Raw genomic sequence first — 17181 nt, 5'->3', positions numbered from 1 at the left:
CTGCTTGCCGGCGTCGCCGGCCGGCGCTTCGACGCGCGACAGAGATCGCGCAGCAGGGAGGCGGCAGAGATGATTGTCAAAACAATACTGGCAACCAAAGGCAGCAACGTCGTCACGATCGATCCGACAGCGACATTGGCGGAGGCGAGCAAACTCCTGGCCGAGCGTCGCATCGGCGCCGTCGTGGTGACCGGCGCAGGACAACGCATTGTCGGTATTGTTTCCGAGCGCGACATTGTGCGCGCGCTGGCAGAGCACGGGACGCAGGCGCTCTCCCTTCCATTGACCGACTTCATGACTCGCAAAGTGGTGACCTGCACCTGCGCGGAAACCATTTCCGGCCTGATGGAGCGCATGACGGGCGGAAAATTCCGTCACATCCCGGTGGTGGAAGACGATCGCATGGTCGGTATCATTTCCATCGGCGACGTCGTCAAGATGCGCGTGATGGAAATGGAGCAAGAGCACAACGCGATGCGCGACTACATCCAGACGGCGTGAGCATCTTCACGTCAGCGTCGCAATCGCATCCTTGATGTCGGCGATCGCACGTTCGGCCGCATGCGTGCCGATCTCGGTGGTTTCCTTCGCGCGGTGAAAATCGAACAAGCCGATCTTGCCGAGTCGCGGGTTGATCAGCACGTCCGGCGGGTCGCCGGCGAGCCGCGCGCGGGTCACGCGGTCCTGCATGATGTTGAAGGCGTCCACCATCACGCTCGAAATGTTCGGGCCGCGTGCGGCGTTGAGGAAGTGCCGCTTCATGAATCGCTCGGGATTGAAGATCGACAGGCCGCTCGCTTCCGCCTGTTCGCGCAATTGCTTCAGCGCAGCCTCGTCGTCGGCGTCGGGACCGTGACTGGAAATGGTGGCACCGCGGCTTGTCAGCTCCGAATTCAGGTTGACGGCGATCACCATGCGGGCGCCGAGCGCGCGCGCCGCCGACACCGGCACCGGATTGACCAGAGCGCCGTCGACCAGCCAGCGTCCGCCGAGTCGCACCGGTGTGAAAATGCCAGGCAGGGCGTAGGAGGCGTGCATTGCGTCGACGAGGCGGCCGCGTGTCAGCCAGATTTCATGGCCGGTGCCGAGCTCGGTGGCGATCGAGGCAAAGCGCGCCGGCAAATCTTCGATCAGCAAGTCACCGATGGTCGCTTCCAGCCGCGCGGTGAGGCGACCACCGCTGATGAGACCGGAGCCGCCGAGACTGACATCGAGATAGCTGAGCACGCCGCGTTTGGTGAGGCTGTGCGCCCAGTCCTGAAAAGCGTCGAGATTACCGGCGATGAAGCAGCCGCCGGCGACCGCGCCGATTGACGTGCCGACCACGACATCGGGCTGAATGCCATGCGCCATCAGGGTTCGCAGGATGCCGATATGCGCGAATCCGCGCGCCGCGCCGCCGCCCAGCGCGAGGCCGATGCTCGCCTTGGGCGTTTTCTTTTCAGCGGTCGCTTCGACGGCGCGATCTCCATTGGTCGCGCGCCGGATCAAGCCCTGCAGCACCTTCATCTCCCTTGCATCATGATCGACCCGTCCGGGGCCAGCTTACAAGGCCGATGTGGCGTCATGGTGAAGGCTTTGCAGCTCGTCAGCCTTGCGGACGACGCATGCTGAAGGTGCTCTCCATGACCGAATAGTCATGGTAACCGCAGCGGGCGATTGGCTTCATGGCGGCGCTGTCGAGCAGGCCGTCGGCGATATAGCGGTCGTCGATGTGAACGCCGATGACCTGCCCAAAGACGACATGGTTGTCGAGCGCGCGGCCGTCGACATCGGACAATTGTACGATCTGCAGCAACTTGCATTCCAGCGCACAGGGCGAGGCGGCGACGCGCGGCGGTTGCACCAGGCGCGACGGCGCCGACGCGAGGCCGGCATGCACCATTTCATTTGAGCCGCGCGGCAGCGGCGCCGACGTCGCGTTCATCGCGTGGCGCAGATCCCAGGTCGCGAGATTGCAGACGAATTCGCCGGTCTCCGCGATGAAGGCGAGGGAATCCTTGCGGCCTTCGCTGGCGAACATGACGACCGGCGGGCGGCTGGCGACGCCGTTGAAGAAGGAATAGGGCGCGAGATTGATATCGCCTTTGGCGTTCACCGAGCTGATCCAGCCGATCGGCCGCGGCGCGACGATCGCCTTGAACGGGTCATGCGGCAAGCCGTGATCGTTCTTGCGGGTCTCGTAGAACATTGCAGGTCACGCACCGAAGCGGGTGACAATGTCGGACAGGGGCGGGCGCGGCCGGTCTTCCGGCGGGCGCACTGGCTTGCCGATATGGATGAATCCGACGATCTTCTCCGCTGATGAGAGACCCAGCTTTTCAAGCACGCGGCGGTCGTAGGCGTACCATTCGGTCAGCCAGGCGGCCGCATAGCCGAGCGCATGCGCGGCGGTGACCAGATTCATCGCCGCGGCGCCTGCCGACATGAGCTGCTCCCATTCCGGGATTTTCAAATGCGGGGCGGCGCGGCTGACCACGGCGATGACCAGCGGCGCGCGCGCGAGGCGCTGGCGCTCGAACTCGATCTGGTCGGGCGTGGCGTCCGGGTGGTCGGCCTGAAAGAGCGCCGCAAGCGCCTCGCCGATTGCGAGGCGATGCGCTCCCTCGAACACGATGAATCGCCAGGGCGTGAGCTTGCCGTGGTCGGGCACGCGCGAGGCGATTGTCAGGAGGGTTTCGATTTCCGTGGGCGAGGGGCCGGGGCCGGTCATCTCGATCGGCTTCACGGAACGGCGGGTTTTCAGGAGATCAAGGGCGTTCTGCATGCGGAATGGCCGCTACCATAACGGGAGACCGGGGAAAATCCCCGCAGGCTTGAATTCGCCGCGATTTCGGTCGAGAAGGGCCGCATGCGGGCGAGGGCCGGGACGGGAAAATATGTCGGACTGATTGCGCTGGCGCTTCTGGCGCTGACCGGCGGTACGGCCATGGCCCAGCGGGGGGCGCTCAGTACCGGTGGACCGGCGCCGCAGGGGCCTGGCGGACCGGGGCCGGGCGGCATGATTTCGACCTCGCCGGGGCTCAGTCTGATGTCGCCGGGCGGCGGCATTGCCGCTCCGTCGGCCTCGATGGTCCCGCCCTCGATGCCGGCGCAGGTTGCGCCGCTGCCGAGCGCGGCGCCGATGGTCCCCGCCGGGCAGGTCGCCCTCTATCTCAACGCCCGTTTCGGCCGCGATCTGCCGCCGATCACCGGCGGCATGGTCTGGCGCATCTTCCCGGAAAAGCCGGACAATACCGGCGTGTTCAAGATGGTGCGCGAGGAGAAGACAGCGGCGCCCACCTTCCTCTTGCCCGCGGGCAATTACGTCGTGCATGCCGCCTTCGGTCATGCCCAGGCCACCAAGGTGGTGCGTCTGCGCGCCGAAACCGTGCGCGAGGTCTTCGATATTCCCGCCGGCGGCATCCGCATCGAAGGCAAGGTCGGCGACGTCAAAATCCCGAACAGCCAGATTCATTACGACATCTATCGCGGCAGCCAGTTCGAGCCGGGCGACAAGCGGCCGCTGGCGCAGAATGTCGTCACCGGCGACGTGATGCTGGTGCCGGAAGGCACCTATCACATCGTCTCGCATTACGGCGACGGCAATGCGGTGGTGCGCTCCGATATCCGCGTGCAGACCGGCAGGGTCACCGACGTGACGGTGACGCATCGCGCCGCCGTCATCACCCTCAAGCTGGTGGAGAAGGCGGGCGGCGAGGCCATCGCCAACACGCAATGGTCGGTGCTGACGCCGGGCGGGGACGTGATCAAGGAATCGATCGGCGCATTTCCGCGGGTGGTTCTGGCCGAGGGCGAATATCGCGTGATCGCACGCAACGAAGGCAAGTCGTTCCAGCACGACTTCAAGGTGGTCACCGGCGTGGATTCGGAAATCTCCGTGGTCGCGCGCTGACCCCTGCAGTGCGCATTCTGCATTGCAATTGAATACGGCCGGTTCACTTTGGCCCGTCAATTAGCTGCAGGCTGTTGGAACGCAGCCGTTCGGCGTTATTTCGACTTTTTCCGAACGTTTCGGCCGGCGGCAATTTTCTTCTGACGGCGCGCCGGCGATGCGGTATCCTTCAGAAAGTTGGTCAGGATTCGCCATGCGCCGTGTCTCCAATCCGCTGCTGCAGTACGTATTTGCAATCCTGTTTGTAGGTGTCGCATTCGCAGAACCGACGACGGGCGTCGACCCGAAGCCCAATGCGAAGAATGGCGAGCGCCTTGCGCTGCAATGGTGCGCAAGCTGCCATCTGGTCACGCCCACGCAACGCCAAGCGTCTGCTGCGGTGCCATCCTTTGCAGAGATCGCCAAGCGATCGCGCTTCAACGCCGCCCAGCTCGCACTGTTTCTGCTAAATCCGCATCCGGTGATGCCAAACCTGGCGCTCACCCGGCGAGAGGCGGCCGATCTTGCCGCCTACATCGCACAGATGCGCAAATAGCTAGGCCGCTTCCCTCTGCCCGCGCTTGAGGTCCGGCGGGGTTGCTTCTTCCACCAGCATCTTCAGCGCGACATCGAGCGGCATCACCTTCTGCCCCTCGCTGCCCAGACGACGGATCGACACGGTGCGCTCGGCGGCTTCCTTCCTGCCGACGACGAGCAACGCGGGCACCTTTGCGAGCGAGTGTTCGCGCACCTTGTAATTGATCTTCTCGTTGCGCAGGTCGAGGTTCACGCGCAGGCCCGCCTTGCGCGCCGCCGCCAGCACCTCGGCGGCATAGTCATCGCCCTCCGACGTGATGGTCGCGACCACGCCCTGCACCGGAGCAAGCCACAGCGGCATGTGGCCGGCATAATGTTCGAGCAGGATGCCGGTGAAACGTTCCAGCGAACCGCAGATTGCGCGATGCACCATTACCGGCGGTTTCTTCGAGCCGTCAGCGTCGATGTAAAACGCGCCGAACCGTTCCGGCAGGTTGAAGTCGACCTGGGTGGTGCCACATTGCCAGTCGCGGCCGATGGCGTCGCGCAGCACGTATTCGAATTTCGGTCCGTAGAATGCGCCTTCGCCGGGATTGATCGCCGTCTTGATCCGATTGTTGCTCGCAGCGATGCGCTTGAGCACATCCTGCATGACGCTTTCGGCGTGATCCCACGCAGCGTCCGAACCGACGCGCTGTTCCGGCCGCGTCGAGAGCTTCACCGTCAGGTCGCCCTCGAAGCCGAAATCCGAATAGGTCGACAGGATCAGGTCGTTGATCTTCAGGCACTCGTCGGCGAGCTGGTCCTCAGTGCAGAAGACATGCGCGTCGTCCTGCGTGAAGCCGCGCACGCGCATCAGGCCATGCAGCGCACCGGACGGCTCGTAGCGATGCACGACGCCGAACTCGGCAAGACGCAGCGGCAATTCGCGATACGACCGCAGCCCATGCTTGAAGATCTGGATATGGCCCGGGCAGTTCATCGGCTTGATGGCGTAGACACGTTCGTCATCGGTGTCGTCGCCAGCGGATGTCGCCTGGAACATGTTCTCGCGGAACCAGCCCCAGTGGCCGGAGGTCTCCCACAGCGACTTGTCGAGCAGTTGCGGGGCGTTCACCTCATCATAGTCGCCGGCCAGCCGCCGCCGCATATACGCGATGATGGTCTGGAACATCGTCCAGCCCTTGGCGTGCCAGAACACGGTGCCGGGACCTTCCTCCTGGAAATGAAAGAGATCGAGTTCGCGGCCGAGCCGGCGATGGTCGCGCTTCTCGGCTTCCTCCATCTGATGCAGATAGGCGTCGAGCTCTTCCTGCTTGGCAAAAGCGGTGCCGTAGATGCGCGTCAGCATCGGGTTCCTGGAATCGCCGCGCCAATAGGCGCCCGCGACTTTCATCAGCTTGAAGGCGCTGCCGATCTTGGCCGTAGAGGTCATGTGCGGGCCGCGGCAGAGATCGAACCATTCGCCCTGCTTGTAGATCTTGATCGGCTCGTTGCCGGGAATGGCGTCGACCAGTTCGACCTTGAACATCTCGCCCTTGTCGCGGAAGACGTCCTTGGTCTTTTCGCGCGACCAGACTTCCTTGGTGAAGGGCGCATCGCGCGCGATGATCTCGCGCATCTTCTTCTCGATGACGGGCAGGTCTTCCGTCGTGAATGGCTCGTTGCGGAAGAAGTCGTAATAGAAGCCGTTCTCGATCACCGGGCCGATGGTCACCTGGGTGCCGGGCCAAAGTGACTGCACCGCTTCCGCGAGCACATGCGCGGCGTCATGGCGGATCAGCTCGAGCGCGCGCGGGTCTTCGCGGGTCAGGAATTCGATCCTGGCGTCGCGCGTGATCGGATCGGACAGGTCGGCGACCACGCCGTCGAGCGCCATCGCCACGGTGCGCTTCAAGAGCGAGGGCGAGATGCCCTTGGCGATGTCGAAGCCTGTGATGTTGTCGGGGAATTCGCGGCGCGCGCCGTCGGGGAAGGTGAGGGCAACCATTCAAGTCTCCTGTGGCTCACTCCTGCGAACGAGCGCAGGTAAGCGGGAAAGGTGAGGGATATAGCAGGGGATTTTTAATGCGCAATGTTTTGCACTGACGGGCCTCATGCTGGTGGCGCCCCCGCGAAAGCGGGGCCCCGCCATCCGATATAGGTCCCCGCGTTCGCGGGGACGGTCCGTGGAATGCTGACGTGACTCATCGCCCGTATTGTTTGAGGCGCCGGGATCGCCTTCCTGCTCTTTCCCTCACTTTCAATAAGTGAGGGGGATGGCGCGCCGGGCGGCGCAACCTTCCTTTTTCAGTGTGCGATCCCGTTTCCGGAACCGCCGCGTCGTCCGACGCGCCATCGCGGCGTTTTCACTACGATGCCGGGCCGCGCTTGGTGGGTGATCCAGTGTGGGCCCACGGCAGCCAGCTCCTGGCGGAGGCCCATCAGTGGCCTCGGGCGGAGCCCCGGCATAGCCCGAGTGCGAGCTTGCGAGGCTCGCCCGCGGGCGCCGCACCGGCCGAGGCCCGGAATTACCGGGCGCCGTCCAGGGGAGCCGCACCGCCGCATCTCCAGCGGCGCCCTCCCCTTCGTCCCGCTTCCATGACGCCTCATGAGAGCGCCCCTCAGCGGACGAGGTGATATGCTTATAGTCCTATCTAGGAATATTGTCAATAGACAAAAGACAGGTTTGCGAAGCGGGCCATTTCGCTGATTTGCGAGCTGGCGTCCGGGGCCGGTATGGCCGGGCCGGCTTTCCAGGCCGTGCGGCCGGCATGTGTTGCCGACCGCGGTCGACCCAGACGCCGAGGATGATGGCGCGGCACAGATTCACAGCCCCTGCAAATGCAGAGCGTTGCGGATGAGGCTCTGATAACGCAGGCGCGTGAAGCCGTACCATTTTGCTAGAGGGTCGCACCAGACCATCCGCCAGAGTGGGGCGCGAGCCGGCCAATCTCAAATGGTTGCGTAACGGGTCCCCATGCAAACTATGCCGGTGCCGTGCAGAGCCGGACGACGGCCGCTGCGCCACATTGCCGCCGTGATATTGCAAGCTGCGGTGGCGGAATTTTCGCTCGGTCGCAAAATGTTACCGTTTTGCTGCATGTTGATACCTAACAGCCGCGATATGTTTCGCCACGCCGCGGTCAAAATTGATCACACTATTCTCCTCACACAAAACAACGTGATCGTCAGTTCAAGACGACGGCAGGCAGCGGCTCGCTTTGGCGCGGCGACGAACCGCTGAGGGAGGATTGTTCTGATGAGTAACGTGTGCTCCCGGCGCATGCGCTGGGTGAGAGTTTTCTTTTGCCTCGCGACAATTGGGCTTTTCGCGATTGCCGACGATTATTCCGCAGCAGCCGCGGGCCGCGGCTCCGGCAATGTCGTGCAACCAAAGGCGCCGGGAGACGACGATCGCGTTTCGATCGGCGAGGAGATCAACAACAACACGGTTTCAATCGTCTCCGGCAATCTGAACGGAACCTATCTGTCGATTGCCTACGATCTCTCCGCCGTGCTCGATGACGGCAACTCGTTTCGCGTCCTGCCCGTCATCGGCAAAGGCGGAGGCCAAAATATCCGGGATGTGCGCTTCCTGAAGGGAATTGATCTCGGGATCACCCAGTCGCCGCTGCTTGGCCTTTTCCGCAAATCGAATGAGCTCGGCAATATCGATCACAAGATCGTCTACATTGCCAAGTTGTTCAACGAAGAACTGCATCTGATCGTTGCCGAGCAATCCGGCATCACATCGATCGAGCAACTGCACGGCAAGAAGGTCAATTTCAGCGATGTCGGTTCGGGAACCCAGCTCTCGACGCGCGATATTTTCAACCGGCTCGGTATCACGCCGATCGAGGTCAATATGGGCCAGGGCGACGCATTCGAAGCGATCAAGCGCGGAGAGATTGCGGCGACCATCCTGATTGCGGGCAAGCCAACCGGCTCCATGTCGAAGCTCAAGGGTGCGGATGGCTTCCGCCTTCTGCCGGTGCCTTATACGAAAGCGTTGCATAACGACTATCTGCCGGCAACGCTGCGTTCAGTCGACTATCCCAATCTGATCGATCCGCAGGCGCAGGTGGAAACGGTTGCGGTCGGCGCGGTGCTGATTGCGTATAACTGGCCGAAGGGCACAGACCGCTACAAGCGGCTGGAGAAATTCGTCGAGCGCTTTTTCCCGCAGCTCGCCGAATTCCAGAAGGCGCCGCGCCATCCGAAATGGAAGGAGGCAAACCTCGCCGCCACTTTGCCCGGCTGGAAGCGTTTTGAACCTGCAGAGGCCTGGCTCTCGCGCGCCAAGGCGCAGGCCGACACGCAGCGCATGCAGTTCGAGAAATTCACAGCGGCGAGAACCGGCGCAAGGCCGGCTGCAATGACGGAGGAGCAGCGCGATCAATTGTTTCAGGATTTCCTGAAATGGAGCGAAGCACGAGGGAGGAAATAGCGGCAGCGTCTCTTCGACTGGCCGGACCGAGAAACACCGATAGGGAGGGGACGATGAACGCTCCGATTGACAAATACCGTGAGAGAGATCGCGGACAAGCAGATGCCGCGCGACCGCGCTGGGCGAACGAGGATGAATGGCGTACCGCAGAAAACATTCCGTTTGTTCCCACCTCGCCGATCGCCGAGTCACCGCGACCGCAAAATCTTGATCAGCTTGCCGCGCAACTTGCAGCGCTTGTGCCACCGTCTTTGCCGCCGCGCGATCATCTGTCTCAGCCAGAACAGGCCTCGCCTCTGGCATGGCGATATGAATCGGAACGCCCCGAGGCTCGTCGCATAACGCGCCCGCAAGCATCCGACGCAATGCCGCCTTGGATGCAAAAATCACACAAGCTCGCACCAGTCGCGCTGCCGGAGCCGCCGCTGGAGCAGCCGGCGCGCCTTCGCCTCGGTTCCGCTGTTCGGGCGTTTGCACTGACGATGGTGGCCGCGGGTGGCGCTTATGTGCTGGTCTATGGTGTGCCGCAGCCTCTCAAGGAGTCGTTTCTCGAGCAGTCTTTAGTTGTGCCCGCAAGCGAATCCGCGTCCGCGCCGAAGGCGGCGAGGCTGAGCGGCGCCAAACTCGTGGCAGGCGATATCCGGGGAAGTGCGGGGGACTGGATTCCGCTCAACATGGCGATCGAAGGGAAGCTGGCAGATGGTGACGCCGTGATCACCGGATTTGCGCCCGGCACCACCTTATCGATGGGTGCGGCTGCTGGTTCGAATGGCTGGCGCATCAGCCTCGCTGACTTGCCCAAGCTGCAAGCGCATTTGCCGCCGAATTTTTCCGGCGGCATGGATCTTGTCGTCGAATTGCGCCGGGGCGATGCAGCGGTGGTCGATCGCAAGGCGGTCCGCTTCGATGTTGTCAATGCGCGGCTTGCGCCGGCATCGGTAGGACCTTCGCAGCCGACGTCATCACAGGGTTCTAGTCAGACATCCGCGCCGCCGTCGGGCCGCGCTGGCGAGGAAGCCATCGGCGCGCTGCCGCAAAACCCAGCGACTGCGGCAACCGAAGAAAGCCACGCACCGGCGCGACGGCTTGATCCCGCCGAAGTCACAGTCATGCTCAGGCGCGGCGAGGAGCTTGTGAAGAACGGCGATCTCGCCGGCGCACGCTTGCTGTTGCAGCGCGCGGCGGAAGCACGTCATGGCGGCGCGGCCTTTGCACTGGCTTCAACATACGATCCGCTCATGCTCAAGCATCTGTCGGTGCTGGGTTTGAACGGCGATGTCGGTCTCGCGCGGCAATGGTACGGACGTGCGCGAGAGCTCGGAATAAAGGAGGCTGCCGTGCGGCTCGAAGCCTTGGCCGGATCAGGAAGATGATGGCCTGAATCCGCCAGCCTCCTGCTTTCTGCGGGGAGGGCGCACGCCTCCGCCGGCGTGCGGGATGCCGTAGCTGCAAGCGCCGCCGCTTTCGCTTGCACGCCTCGCTACGATCATCCGGATGCTTGTACATGCTGGCGCATGTCTGCATCCCGCCTTCCCGCGGAAATGGCAATGCACAGGACTCAGTGGCAGCCGGTGTTGCGCGTGCCGCTTTGCTCTGCCGGAACCGAATTGGTCCCGCGCCATCTTGCATAGCGCCACGGCAAAAACCACCGCGCGCGCTTCGGCATCTCGCGCGGGACGAAGTCCAACCCTGATGTTCCATAAGGATGGCAGCGCAACAATCGCGCGAGCGTCATCCAGCCGCCGGCCCAAAGACCAAAGCGGGACAAGGCTTCGTCTGCATATTCGGAGCAGGTCGGCAGGTGTCGGCAGTGGAACCCGATAAGTGGAGACAGAGTGTAGCGATAAGCTTTCACTAGCGCGCGGCCTGCCTGCCGTGGTGCCCGGCGGACACAATGCATGCAATTCGCATGCGCCATGCGCGGGGGCGAGTGCACTGGTTCCGGTTCCTGTCGCGGAAAAGGGTGGAAAATTTGATGGAACTCAAAGTTCCATGCTGGACTGCAGGTAGGCTAGATCAGAAGTCGCATCAACTCCAGACTGGACCGGAATCCACGGCGATATTAAAAAGCAGTGGGGGACGAGAATGTTCCGCGGCGACCGGCACAAAATATGCACCGCGCAAAGCGCGTGAGTGGAAAAGCCGACACTTCAGGATGACCTGGACCGGAACGAGACGAGGGGATTGGCAATGTTGCGACGACTGACGGGTGCCGTCGCGTTCGTGTGTTTCTTTTCGATAGCTTCAGCGCCGGTTGCGGAAAGCGATCCGGCGCGATCGGCGTCGATGCAGTTTGCACTGCGGCACGAAGCCGGTGCCTGCGCCGACAAATGCCGCAGCTGGGTTTCCGCCACCGGCATGATCAAGGCGGACACGGTGCGTGATTTCGAAGCGCTCGCTGCCAAGCAGGATTTGCGCGGACTGACTCTGGTTCTGAATTCGGAAGGCGGCTCGGTGCATGGTGCGCTGGCGCTCGGCCGTGCCGTGCGCAAGCTCGGCATGACGACGACCGTCGGCCGCACCATCGAGACGAACTCAAAGAGCGGTAACGAGGCGACGCTGCTGCCGCGCGCGGATTGCGAATCCATGTGCGCCTTTGTGCTGCTCGGTGGTGCCAAGCGCTGGGTGCCGAACGAGGCGCGCGTTCGGGTGCATCAGATATGGCTCGGCGACCGCCGCGACGACGCCACCGCCGCCAGCTATTCGGCGGAGGATCTCGTGCTGGTGCAGCGCGACATCGGCAAGCTCGCGCAATACACGATCGAGATGGGCGGCGCTGTCGAGTTGCTGGAGACTTCGCTGCGCATTCCTCCCTGGGAGCCGATGAAGTCGCTGACCCGCGAGGAACTGCGCCGCATGAAGCTCGACAATGCGGAATCGCCGGAAACGCCGCCGTCGCCGCCGGTCGCGACCAGCACGACACCCGCGACGACTGGCAGCGTGCGCCGCATGTCCGGCGGCGGAGAGCGCGCCGGCTGGGCCATGATCCAGCGGGGCGGCGAAATCGCGCTGACACGGCGCCATCCGCTCACCATCGAAGGCGAGGATATCGGAAGCTTTGATGTCAGCATTTCCTGCGGCGAGAAGCCGAACGAATACCGGCTTTCGTATAACGAGACACGCCGCGGTCGCGGCGACATCGCGCCGCCGACCTTGAAAGAAGTGCAGGTGCGGCTCGGCTACAAGACCGTGACGCTGGCGCTCAAGCGCTCTGAACCGACGGCGAATGCCATGGAACGGTCGTCATCGGCCAGCGCCGTTCTCACTGCCGCGATGATCTCGGGCTTCGCAGCCAATGCGAGCCGCTCGCTGACGGTTGGCACCCTGATCGCCGACAGCACGACCACCAATATCCGGGTCGGCAATACCGGCGCGGCGCAGCATTTCCCGCAGCTCGTCACCGCCTGCACGCAGGCGCGGACGGAGCACGCAGGACTGCAGGGAAAGTAAGCCGGGTACTCTTGGTTACCCTGGGGCGCGGCATCGCCCGCGAACCCGGATTCCAGCCGCCTGCTCCACGCGTGCTGCTGGATTGACGATGCTGTGGATTTACTCCGCCGCGACCTTCTGCCGGCGCGCACTTTCGATCTGATCGATGGCGGAGACCACGGCGTCGAAGGTCAGCATGGTCGAGGCATGCCGCGCCTTGTAGTCGCGCACCGGTTCCAGCACCGCGATGTCGGCCCATTTGCCGGATGGAGGGCTGCCATTCTCTTTCAGCATGCGGCGGACGGTCTCACGCAGGCTTCGCAGCTCGTCGGCTTTCGAGCCGACGACGTTGCGGGCCATGATCGAGGAGGAGGCCTGACCCAGTGCGCAGGCCTTCACGTCATGGGCGAAGTCGGTGACCGTATCCCCGTCCATTTTCAGATCCACGGTGACGGTTGAGCCGCACAGCTTGGAATGGGCGGTGGCGGAGGCATCGGGCTGCGCCATCCGGCCGATCCGCGGGATCGACCCGGCCAGTTCCAGAATGCGGGTGTTGTAGACGTCATTAAGCATGGCGGCTCGGGCCGAATTGGCTGTTTGCAGCGCCATCGGATTGTCTTGATGGCGCGTTTTCTTATATAGGATGTCGGGAATGCAGCGTCCAAGCCCATCCGGAACGGGGGCGCGGCCGCCCGGTGACACCCCCGGCGCCAATTTCACTGAGAGCGCCGGTCGAACGGAGAGACCGCAATGGACGCGATCATCAAGCCTTGGCCCAAAAACTCGCCTGAACACAAGGCCGAACAGCCCTCGGACCACGTCCGGGCGGCGCCGGCGCCGCTGGAGAATCGGCCGAGCCGCGAGGCAGCGATGGAGGCGGTGCGCACCCTGATCGCTTATGCGGGCGACAATCCGGCGCGCGAGGGCGTGCTCGAGACCCCCGGCCGCGTGGTCGACGCCTTCGACGAACTCTATGCGGGCTACCGCGATTGCCCGGCCGAGGTACTCGACAAGACCTTCTCCGAGACCGGCGCCTATGACGATTTCGTGCTGGTGAAGGACATTGCCTTCAACTCGCATTGCGAACACCACATGATGCCTTTCTTCGGCAAGGCGCATATCGCCTACATGCCGGTCGGCCGGGTGGTGGGGCTGTCGAAGCTCGCGCGCCTCGTCGATGTCTACGCCAAGCGCCTGCAGACGCAAGAGCACATGAACGCGCAGATCGTCACCGCGATCGAAGAGATACTGAAGCCGCGCGGCGTCGCCGTAATGATCGAGGCCGAGCATATGTGCATGTCGATGCGCGGGGTGACCAAGCCCGGCGCGCTGACCCTGACCACGCAATTCCGCGGTCTGTTCAAGGACGATCCCAACGAGCAGGTGCGGTTCATCACCGCGGTGCGGTCGGGTCAGCTGTAGCCGCCGCTTCTGATTGTTTCAGTAACCTTTCTCCGTCATCCTGAGGTGCGAGCTGCGTCAGCAGCGAGCCTCGAAGGATGACGGCTATCAGTCGCCGTCGCCCTTCGAGGCCCGGCTTCGCCGGGCACCTCAGGGTAACGGTGATAGGTTGGAGTCTGGCGTGACCTCCAAGAGCAAAATCGAGGAAGGCCAAACCTTCTCCCCCAAATTCGATGCCGATGGTCTTGTCACCGCGGTCGCGACGGATTCGAAGACCGGCGATCTGCTGATGGTCGCGCACATGAATGCCGAGGCGCTGCAGAAAACCATCGCCACGGGTGAGGCGCATTATTTCAGCCGCTCGCGCAGGAAGCTCTGGCGCAAGGGCGAGGACTCCGGCCACACTCAGCGCGTCGTCGAGATGCGGGTTGATTGCGACCAGGACGCAGTGTGGCTCAGGGTCGAGCAGGCAGGACCCGGCGCTTGCCATACCGGGCGACGCTCGTGTTTCTACCGCGCGATCCCCTTGGGACAATCTGGCGCGGTGATGCTGGAATTCCGCGACGCCGACAGGGCTTTCGACCCCGCAAGCGCTTATGGCCGCAAGCCGTAAGGGGGAGGGGGATCGACTTTCGGTCCTGAATCGCATAGCTGACATGTGAGCGGGAGAGACCGGCTTGGTCTTCGGATCGAAGTCGGCGCCGAAGGAGCAACCGCCCCGGAATCTCTCAGGCAAAAGAACCGCTCCGGAAATTGACACTCTGAAGAGTGGAGCCGGGAGCCGGCCAGGAAGTGGAAACCGGTTTTCCACCCGGACGCGCGACCAACGACAAGAGGCTCCCGCCGACGGTGTAAGTCGCTGGCGCAATCACGCGGCGCGACGAAACTCTCAGGCCAATGACAGAGGGGGCGCCGTGTTCGTCACAGCACGAATGCGCGCCATGCCTCGGAGGGCCTGAGAATGACCTCTTCCAACGATTTCGATGTCATCGTGCTGGGCGCCGGCGTCGTCGGTGTCAACACCGCCTACTGGAATTTGCGCAACGGCAAATCGGTCTGCGTCATTGACCGGCAGCCTGCGGCCGGCCTTGAGACAAGCTTCGCCAATGGCGGTCAGGTGTCGGTCAGTCACGCCGAGCCCTGGGCCAATCCGTCGGCGCCGTTGAAGGTTCTCAAATGGCTGTTCCGAAGCGACGCGCCGCTCTTGTTCCGGCCGCGGCTCGACATTCATCAGTGGCTGTGGATCGCGAAATTCCTGGTCGACTGCCTGCCGTCGCGCGCCGACCGGAACACCACGGAGATTGTGCGTCTCGCCACGGAAAGCCGCCGATTGATCCAGGAGACCAGGGCGCGGGAGGGCTTTCACTACGACGAGCGCAGCAAGGGGATCCTGCATTTCTATCGCGATGCCCGCGAATTCGAGTCGGCGGCGCGCGTCGCCGAGCTGATGTGCAGGCAAGGCTGCAATCGCCGCGTCATCGATGCGGACCAGGTGGTGGAGATCGAGCCGGCCTTCGCCGAGAAGCGCGAGGAGATTGCGGGCGCGACCTACACGGCGGAGGATGAAAGCGGCGACGCTCTCAAGTTCACGCAGGCACTGGCCAAGGTGTGCGAGAAGATGGGTGGCGTTTTCCGCCACAGCGATCAGATCACCGCGCTGCATGCGGATCGCGCCAGCGGACGGGTGCATGCAGTGGAGGTCTGTGGTCCCGACGGCTACCGCACGTTGCGCGCGCGCGACATCGTCGTCAGCCTGGGAAGCTGGTCGGCGCCGTTCCTGCGTCCATACGGGGTGCGGCTCAACATCTATCCGGCCAAGGGCTATTCGGTGACGATCCCGACCGACGGGTCAAATATCGCGCCTGTGACGAGCCTGACCGACGATGAATTCAAGCTGGTCTATTCCAATCTCGGCAGCCGGCTGCGCATCGCCGGCACCGCGGAATTGTCCGGCTATTCGCGCGAGCTCAACGAGACGCGCTGCCAGGCGATTTTGCGCAACGTGCGCAATCTGTTTCCGCGCGCCGGAAATTTCGAAAAAGCGACCTTCTGGACCGGACTGCGTCCGGCGACACCCTCGAACATTCCCTATGTCGGGCGCACGCGCTATCACAATCTCTGGCTCAATACCGGCCACGGCACGCTGGGCTGGACGCTGGGCGCGGGATCGGGTTTCCGCGTGGCGAACATGATCGCGGCGGGCGAGGGGCCGATGGTGGCTTAGCTAGCGCGCAAGCATCCAAAGGCCGAGGCCGATCAAAATCGCCCCGCCAGCCACACGGCTGACGGCGGCGTAACGCGTGTCGATGATACTCTGAACGGCAAAGGCCGCGAAGCCAAAAATAACAAGATCGTCGAGCATGAAGAGCGTCACGTAGAGCGCGATGTAGGCGTAGTACTGACCGGCCGACAAGTCGGTTAGCGTCAAGAGGTGCGTGTAGATCGCAGGCAGCGCCGCCGAGCATACGAATTCGATGGCGTTGACGGTGAAGGCGAGCCCTATCACCAGCATGATGCTGGCAAGTCCGACCGGTGCGGCCACCAGATCGCGCGCCCACTGCATGGTGTGCCGCCGCTGCTCGGCGCCGCCAAGGTCGCAGGCGATCACTCCCCGCGTCACGGCCACCTCGAAAAGATGGTCTGCGCCAAAGCCGATGGCGAGCAGGGCGATCAGCTGTGTGAGCGGACGAATGTAGCCGATGAACAGAAACGTGTTCAGCCAGGCGGTCATGAACAGGAAATAGAGAACGCCGGAAGCGACCACGAATGTTCCGACCAGCCACCAGATTTTGCGCCGGTCCTGGATGCCGGCAATCAGCGAGATCAGGTAGATCAGAACCCACATGGCGCAGGGATTGAACCCGTCCGACAGGCCCATCAGGACGGTGAGCGCCAGAAGCGAATAGCGCGACGGGTCGATCTCTCCAAGCAGCGGCACATGAATGCGGGAGGCCGCAGCCTCCGGCGGCGCGCCTGTGCCCTGGTCGGATGCCATCGCAGCAAGCTCGCGACCCGTCGTTTCCGCGGATTCGAACCCGATCAGGTAGCGCGAGCCGCGCACAAAGAGCGGAACGCCGAGATCCGAGATGCCGTGCTGCCGTGCAACCGTGAGCAACAACGCTTCGTTTGCGGGCGTCGAGACATCATGAAGGACAGTCTCGATTTCGGGCCGGGTTTTCAGAAAGTCGATAGCCTCGTGGCAATGCGGGCAGTCCGGATGAAAGAAGACGTGAAGCCGCCCATCGTGCTGCCAGGCCGGAGAAACCTCAGGCGGAGGAGCAGCGCTGCTGGTAAACTGCAGCGCCACGAAGACCAGGCCGAGCAGGATCACAAGCGCGATGCGAAACCGGGCTGGTGTCAGGAACGTGAGCCGGATCATCTGACTGCTCGGACGCCAATCGCCCAAATCCAGGCCGCCGCCTCAGGAGAATTATTGTTCAATAGAACGTCAGGTGCGAGTGGCCTTGATCCTTGTCAAGCTCGCGCTCGGGTGCGGCGCGGCGCTTGCCGC

At 63.2% G+C, this 17181-nt stretch carries 16 protein-coding genes and 2 riboswitches; of the genes, 9 read left to right on the top strand and 7 right to left on the bottom strand.

What is annotated here, in order from left to right; translation table 11 throughout:
- The first annotated feature begins 69 nt into the window (after nt 1–69).
- On the top strand, nt 70–501 hold the full coding sequence (locus tag RO009_18970) for a CBS domain-containing protein (protein ID MDT3687115.1): 432 nt from the start codon (nt 70–72) through the stop codon (nt 499–501).
- 6 nt (nt 502–507) lie between these two features.
- Here the strand turns inward: RO009_18970 and RO009_18965 are convergent, their stop codons facing one another.
- The 3 genes from RO009_18965 to RO009_18955 form a co-directional block, all read right to left on the bottom strand.
- Nucleotides 508–1509 carry a patatin-like phospholipase family protein gene (locus RO009_18965; protein MDT3687114.1) on the bottom strand — a complete coding sequence of 334 codons (1002 nt, stop codon included), beginning with the start codon at nt 1507–1509 and terminating at the stop codon, nt 508–510.
- A 79-nt stretch (nt 1510–1588) separates the two neighbouring features.
- Nucleotides 1589–2191 (bottom strand): flavin reductase family protein, encoded by a 603-nt coding sequence (locus RO009_18960; GenBank protein MDT3687113.1) that lies wholly within the window; start codon nt 2189–2191, stop codon nt 1589–1591.
- Between the two features lie 6 nt (nt 2192–2197).
- Nucleotides 2198–2767, bottom strand: a complete 570-nt coding sequence (locus RO009_18955) for a nitroreductase (GenBank protein ID MDT3687112.1) — start codon at nt 2765–2767, stop codon at nt 2198–2200.
- A gap of 84 nt (nt 2768–2851) precedes the next feature.
- On the opposite strand from RO009_18955, the gene RO009_18950 reads away from it, so the two are divergent.
- Nucleotides 2852–3895 (top strand): hypothetical protein, encoded by a 1044-nt coding sequence (locus RO009_18950; GenBank protein ID MDT3687111.1) that lies wholly within the window; start codon nt 2852–2854, stop codon nt 3893–3895.
- A gap of 193 nt (nt 3896–4088) precedes the next feature.
- The gene (locus RO009_18945; protein ID MDT3687110.1) at nt 4089–4430 is read left to right on the top strand and encodes a cytochrome c; all 342 of its coding nucleotides are present in this window, start codon (nt 4089–4091) and stop codon (nt 4428–4430) included.
- Here RO009_18945 and thrS read toward each other — a convergent pair whose 3' ends face one another.
- A complete protein-coding gene (thrS, locus tag RO009_18940; protein MDT3687109.1) occupies nt 4431–6401 on the bottom strand; it encodes a threonine--tRNA ligase in 1971 nt (656 codons plus the stop codon).
- Nucleotides 6402–7652: 1251 nt separating this feature from the next.
- Here thrS and RO009_18935 point away from each other — a divergent pair.
- Nucleotides 7653–8840 (top strand): TAXI family TRAP transporter solute-binding subunit, encoded by a 1188-nt coding sequence (locus RO009_18935; GenBank protein MDT3687108.1) that lies wholly within the window; start codon nt 7653–7655, stop codon nt 8838–8840.
- 377 nt (nt 8841–9217) lie between these two features.
- The gene (locus RO009_18930) at nt 9218–10213 is read left to right on the top strand and encodes a hypothetical protein (GenBank protein MDT3687107.1); all 996 of its coding nucleotides are present in this window, start codon (nt 9218–9220) and stop codon (nt 10211–10213) included.
- 185 nt (nt 10214–10398) lie between these two features.
- Here the strand turns inward: RO009_18930 and yidD are convergent, their stop codons facing one another.
- Complete coding sequence (gene yidD / locus RO009_18925) at nt 10399–10758, bottom strand: membrane protein insertion efficiency factor YidD (GenBank protein ID MDT3687106.1); 360 nt, start codon at nt 10756–10758, stop codon at nt 10399–10401.
- Nucleotides 10759–11126: 368 nt separating this feature from the next.
- Between yidD and RO009_18920 the strand changes: the two genes are divergently transcribed.
- On the top strand, nt 11127–12290 hold the full coding sequence (locus tag RO009_18920) for a hypothetical protein (GenBank protein ID MDT3687105.1): 1164 nt from the start codon (nt 11127–11129) through the stop codon (nt 12288–12290).
- Nucleotides 12291–12389: 99 nt separating this feature from the next.
- Here the strand turns inward: RO009_18920 and RO009_18915 are convergent, their stop codons facing one another.
- Nucleotides 12390–12842 (bottom strand): iron-sulfur cluster assembly scaffold protein, encoded by a 453-nt coding sequence (locus RO009_18915; protein MDT3687104.1) that lies wholly within the window; start codon nt 12840–12842, stop codon nt 12390–12392.
- A 177-nt stretch (nt 12843–13019) separates the two neighbouring features.
- On the opposite strand from RO009_18915, the gene folE reads away from it, so the two are divergent.
- The 3 genes from folE (at nt 13020) to RO009_18900 (ending at nt 15894) form a co-directional block, all read left to right on the top strand.
- Nucleotides 13020–13691: a GTP cyclohydrolase I FolE gene (gene folE, locus RO009_18910; GenBank protein MDT3687103.1), complete on the top strand. Its 672-nt coding sequence runs from the start codon at nt 13020–13022 to the stop codon at nt 13689–13691.
- Nucleotides 13692–13851: 160 nt separating this feature from the next.
- Nucleotides 13852–14283, top strand: coding sequence for a phosphoribosyl-AMP cyclohydrolase (gene hisI, locus RO009_18905; GenBank protein MDT3687102.1), 432 nt, complete (start codon nt 13852–13854; stop codon nt 14281–14283).
- Nucleotides 14284–14323: 40 nt separating this feature from the next.
- A riboswitch (glycine riboswitch) is annotated at nt 14324–14424 on the top strand.
- Nucleotides 14425–14427: 3 nt separating this feature from the next.
- Nucleotides 14428–14578: riboswitch (glycine riboswitch) on the top strand.
- Between the two features lie 53 nt (nt 14579–14631).
- Entirely contained in the window at nt 14632–15894 is a 1263-nt protein-coding gene (locus RO009_18900; GenBank protein ID MDT3687101.1) for a D-amino acid dehydrogenase, read from the top strand.
- Here RO009_18900 and RO009_18895 read toward each other — a convergent pair whose 3' ends face one another.
- On the bottom strand, nt 15895–17049 hold the full coding sequence (locus RO009_18895) for a glutaredoxin family protein (protein MDT3687100.1): 1155 nt from the start codon (nt 17047–17049) through the stop codon (nt 15895–15897).
- Between the last annotated feature and the right edge of the window lie 132 nt (nt 17050–17181).

It is taken from the genome of Pseudorhodoplanes sp. (genome assembly GCA_032027085.1).
Classification (GTDB): Bacteria; Pseudomonadota; Alphaproteobacteria; order Rhizobiales; family Xanthobacteraceae; genus Pseudorhodoplanes.
The sequence above is the reverse complement of the archived record's forward strand: the minus strand, read 5'-3'. Positions and strand labels throughout refer to the sequence as shown.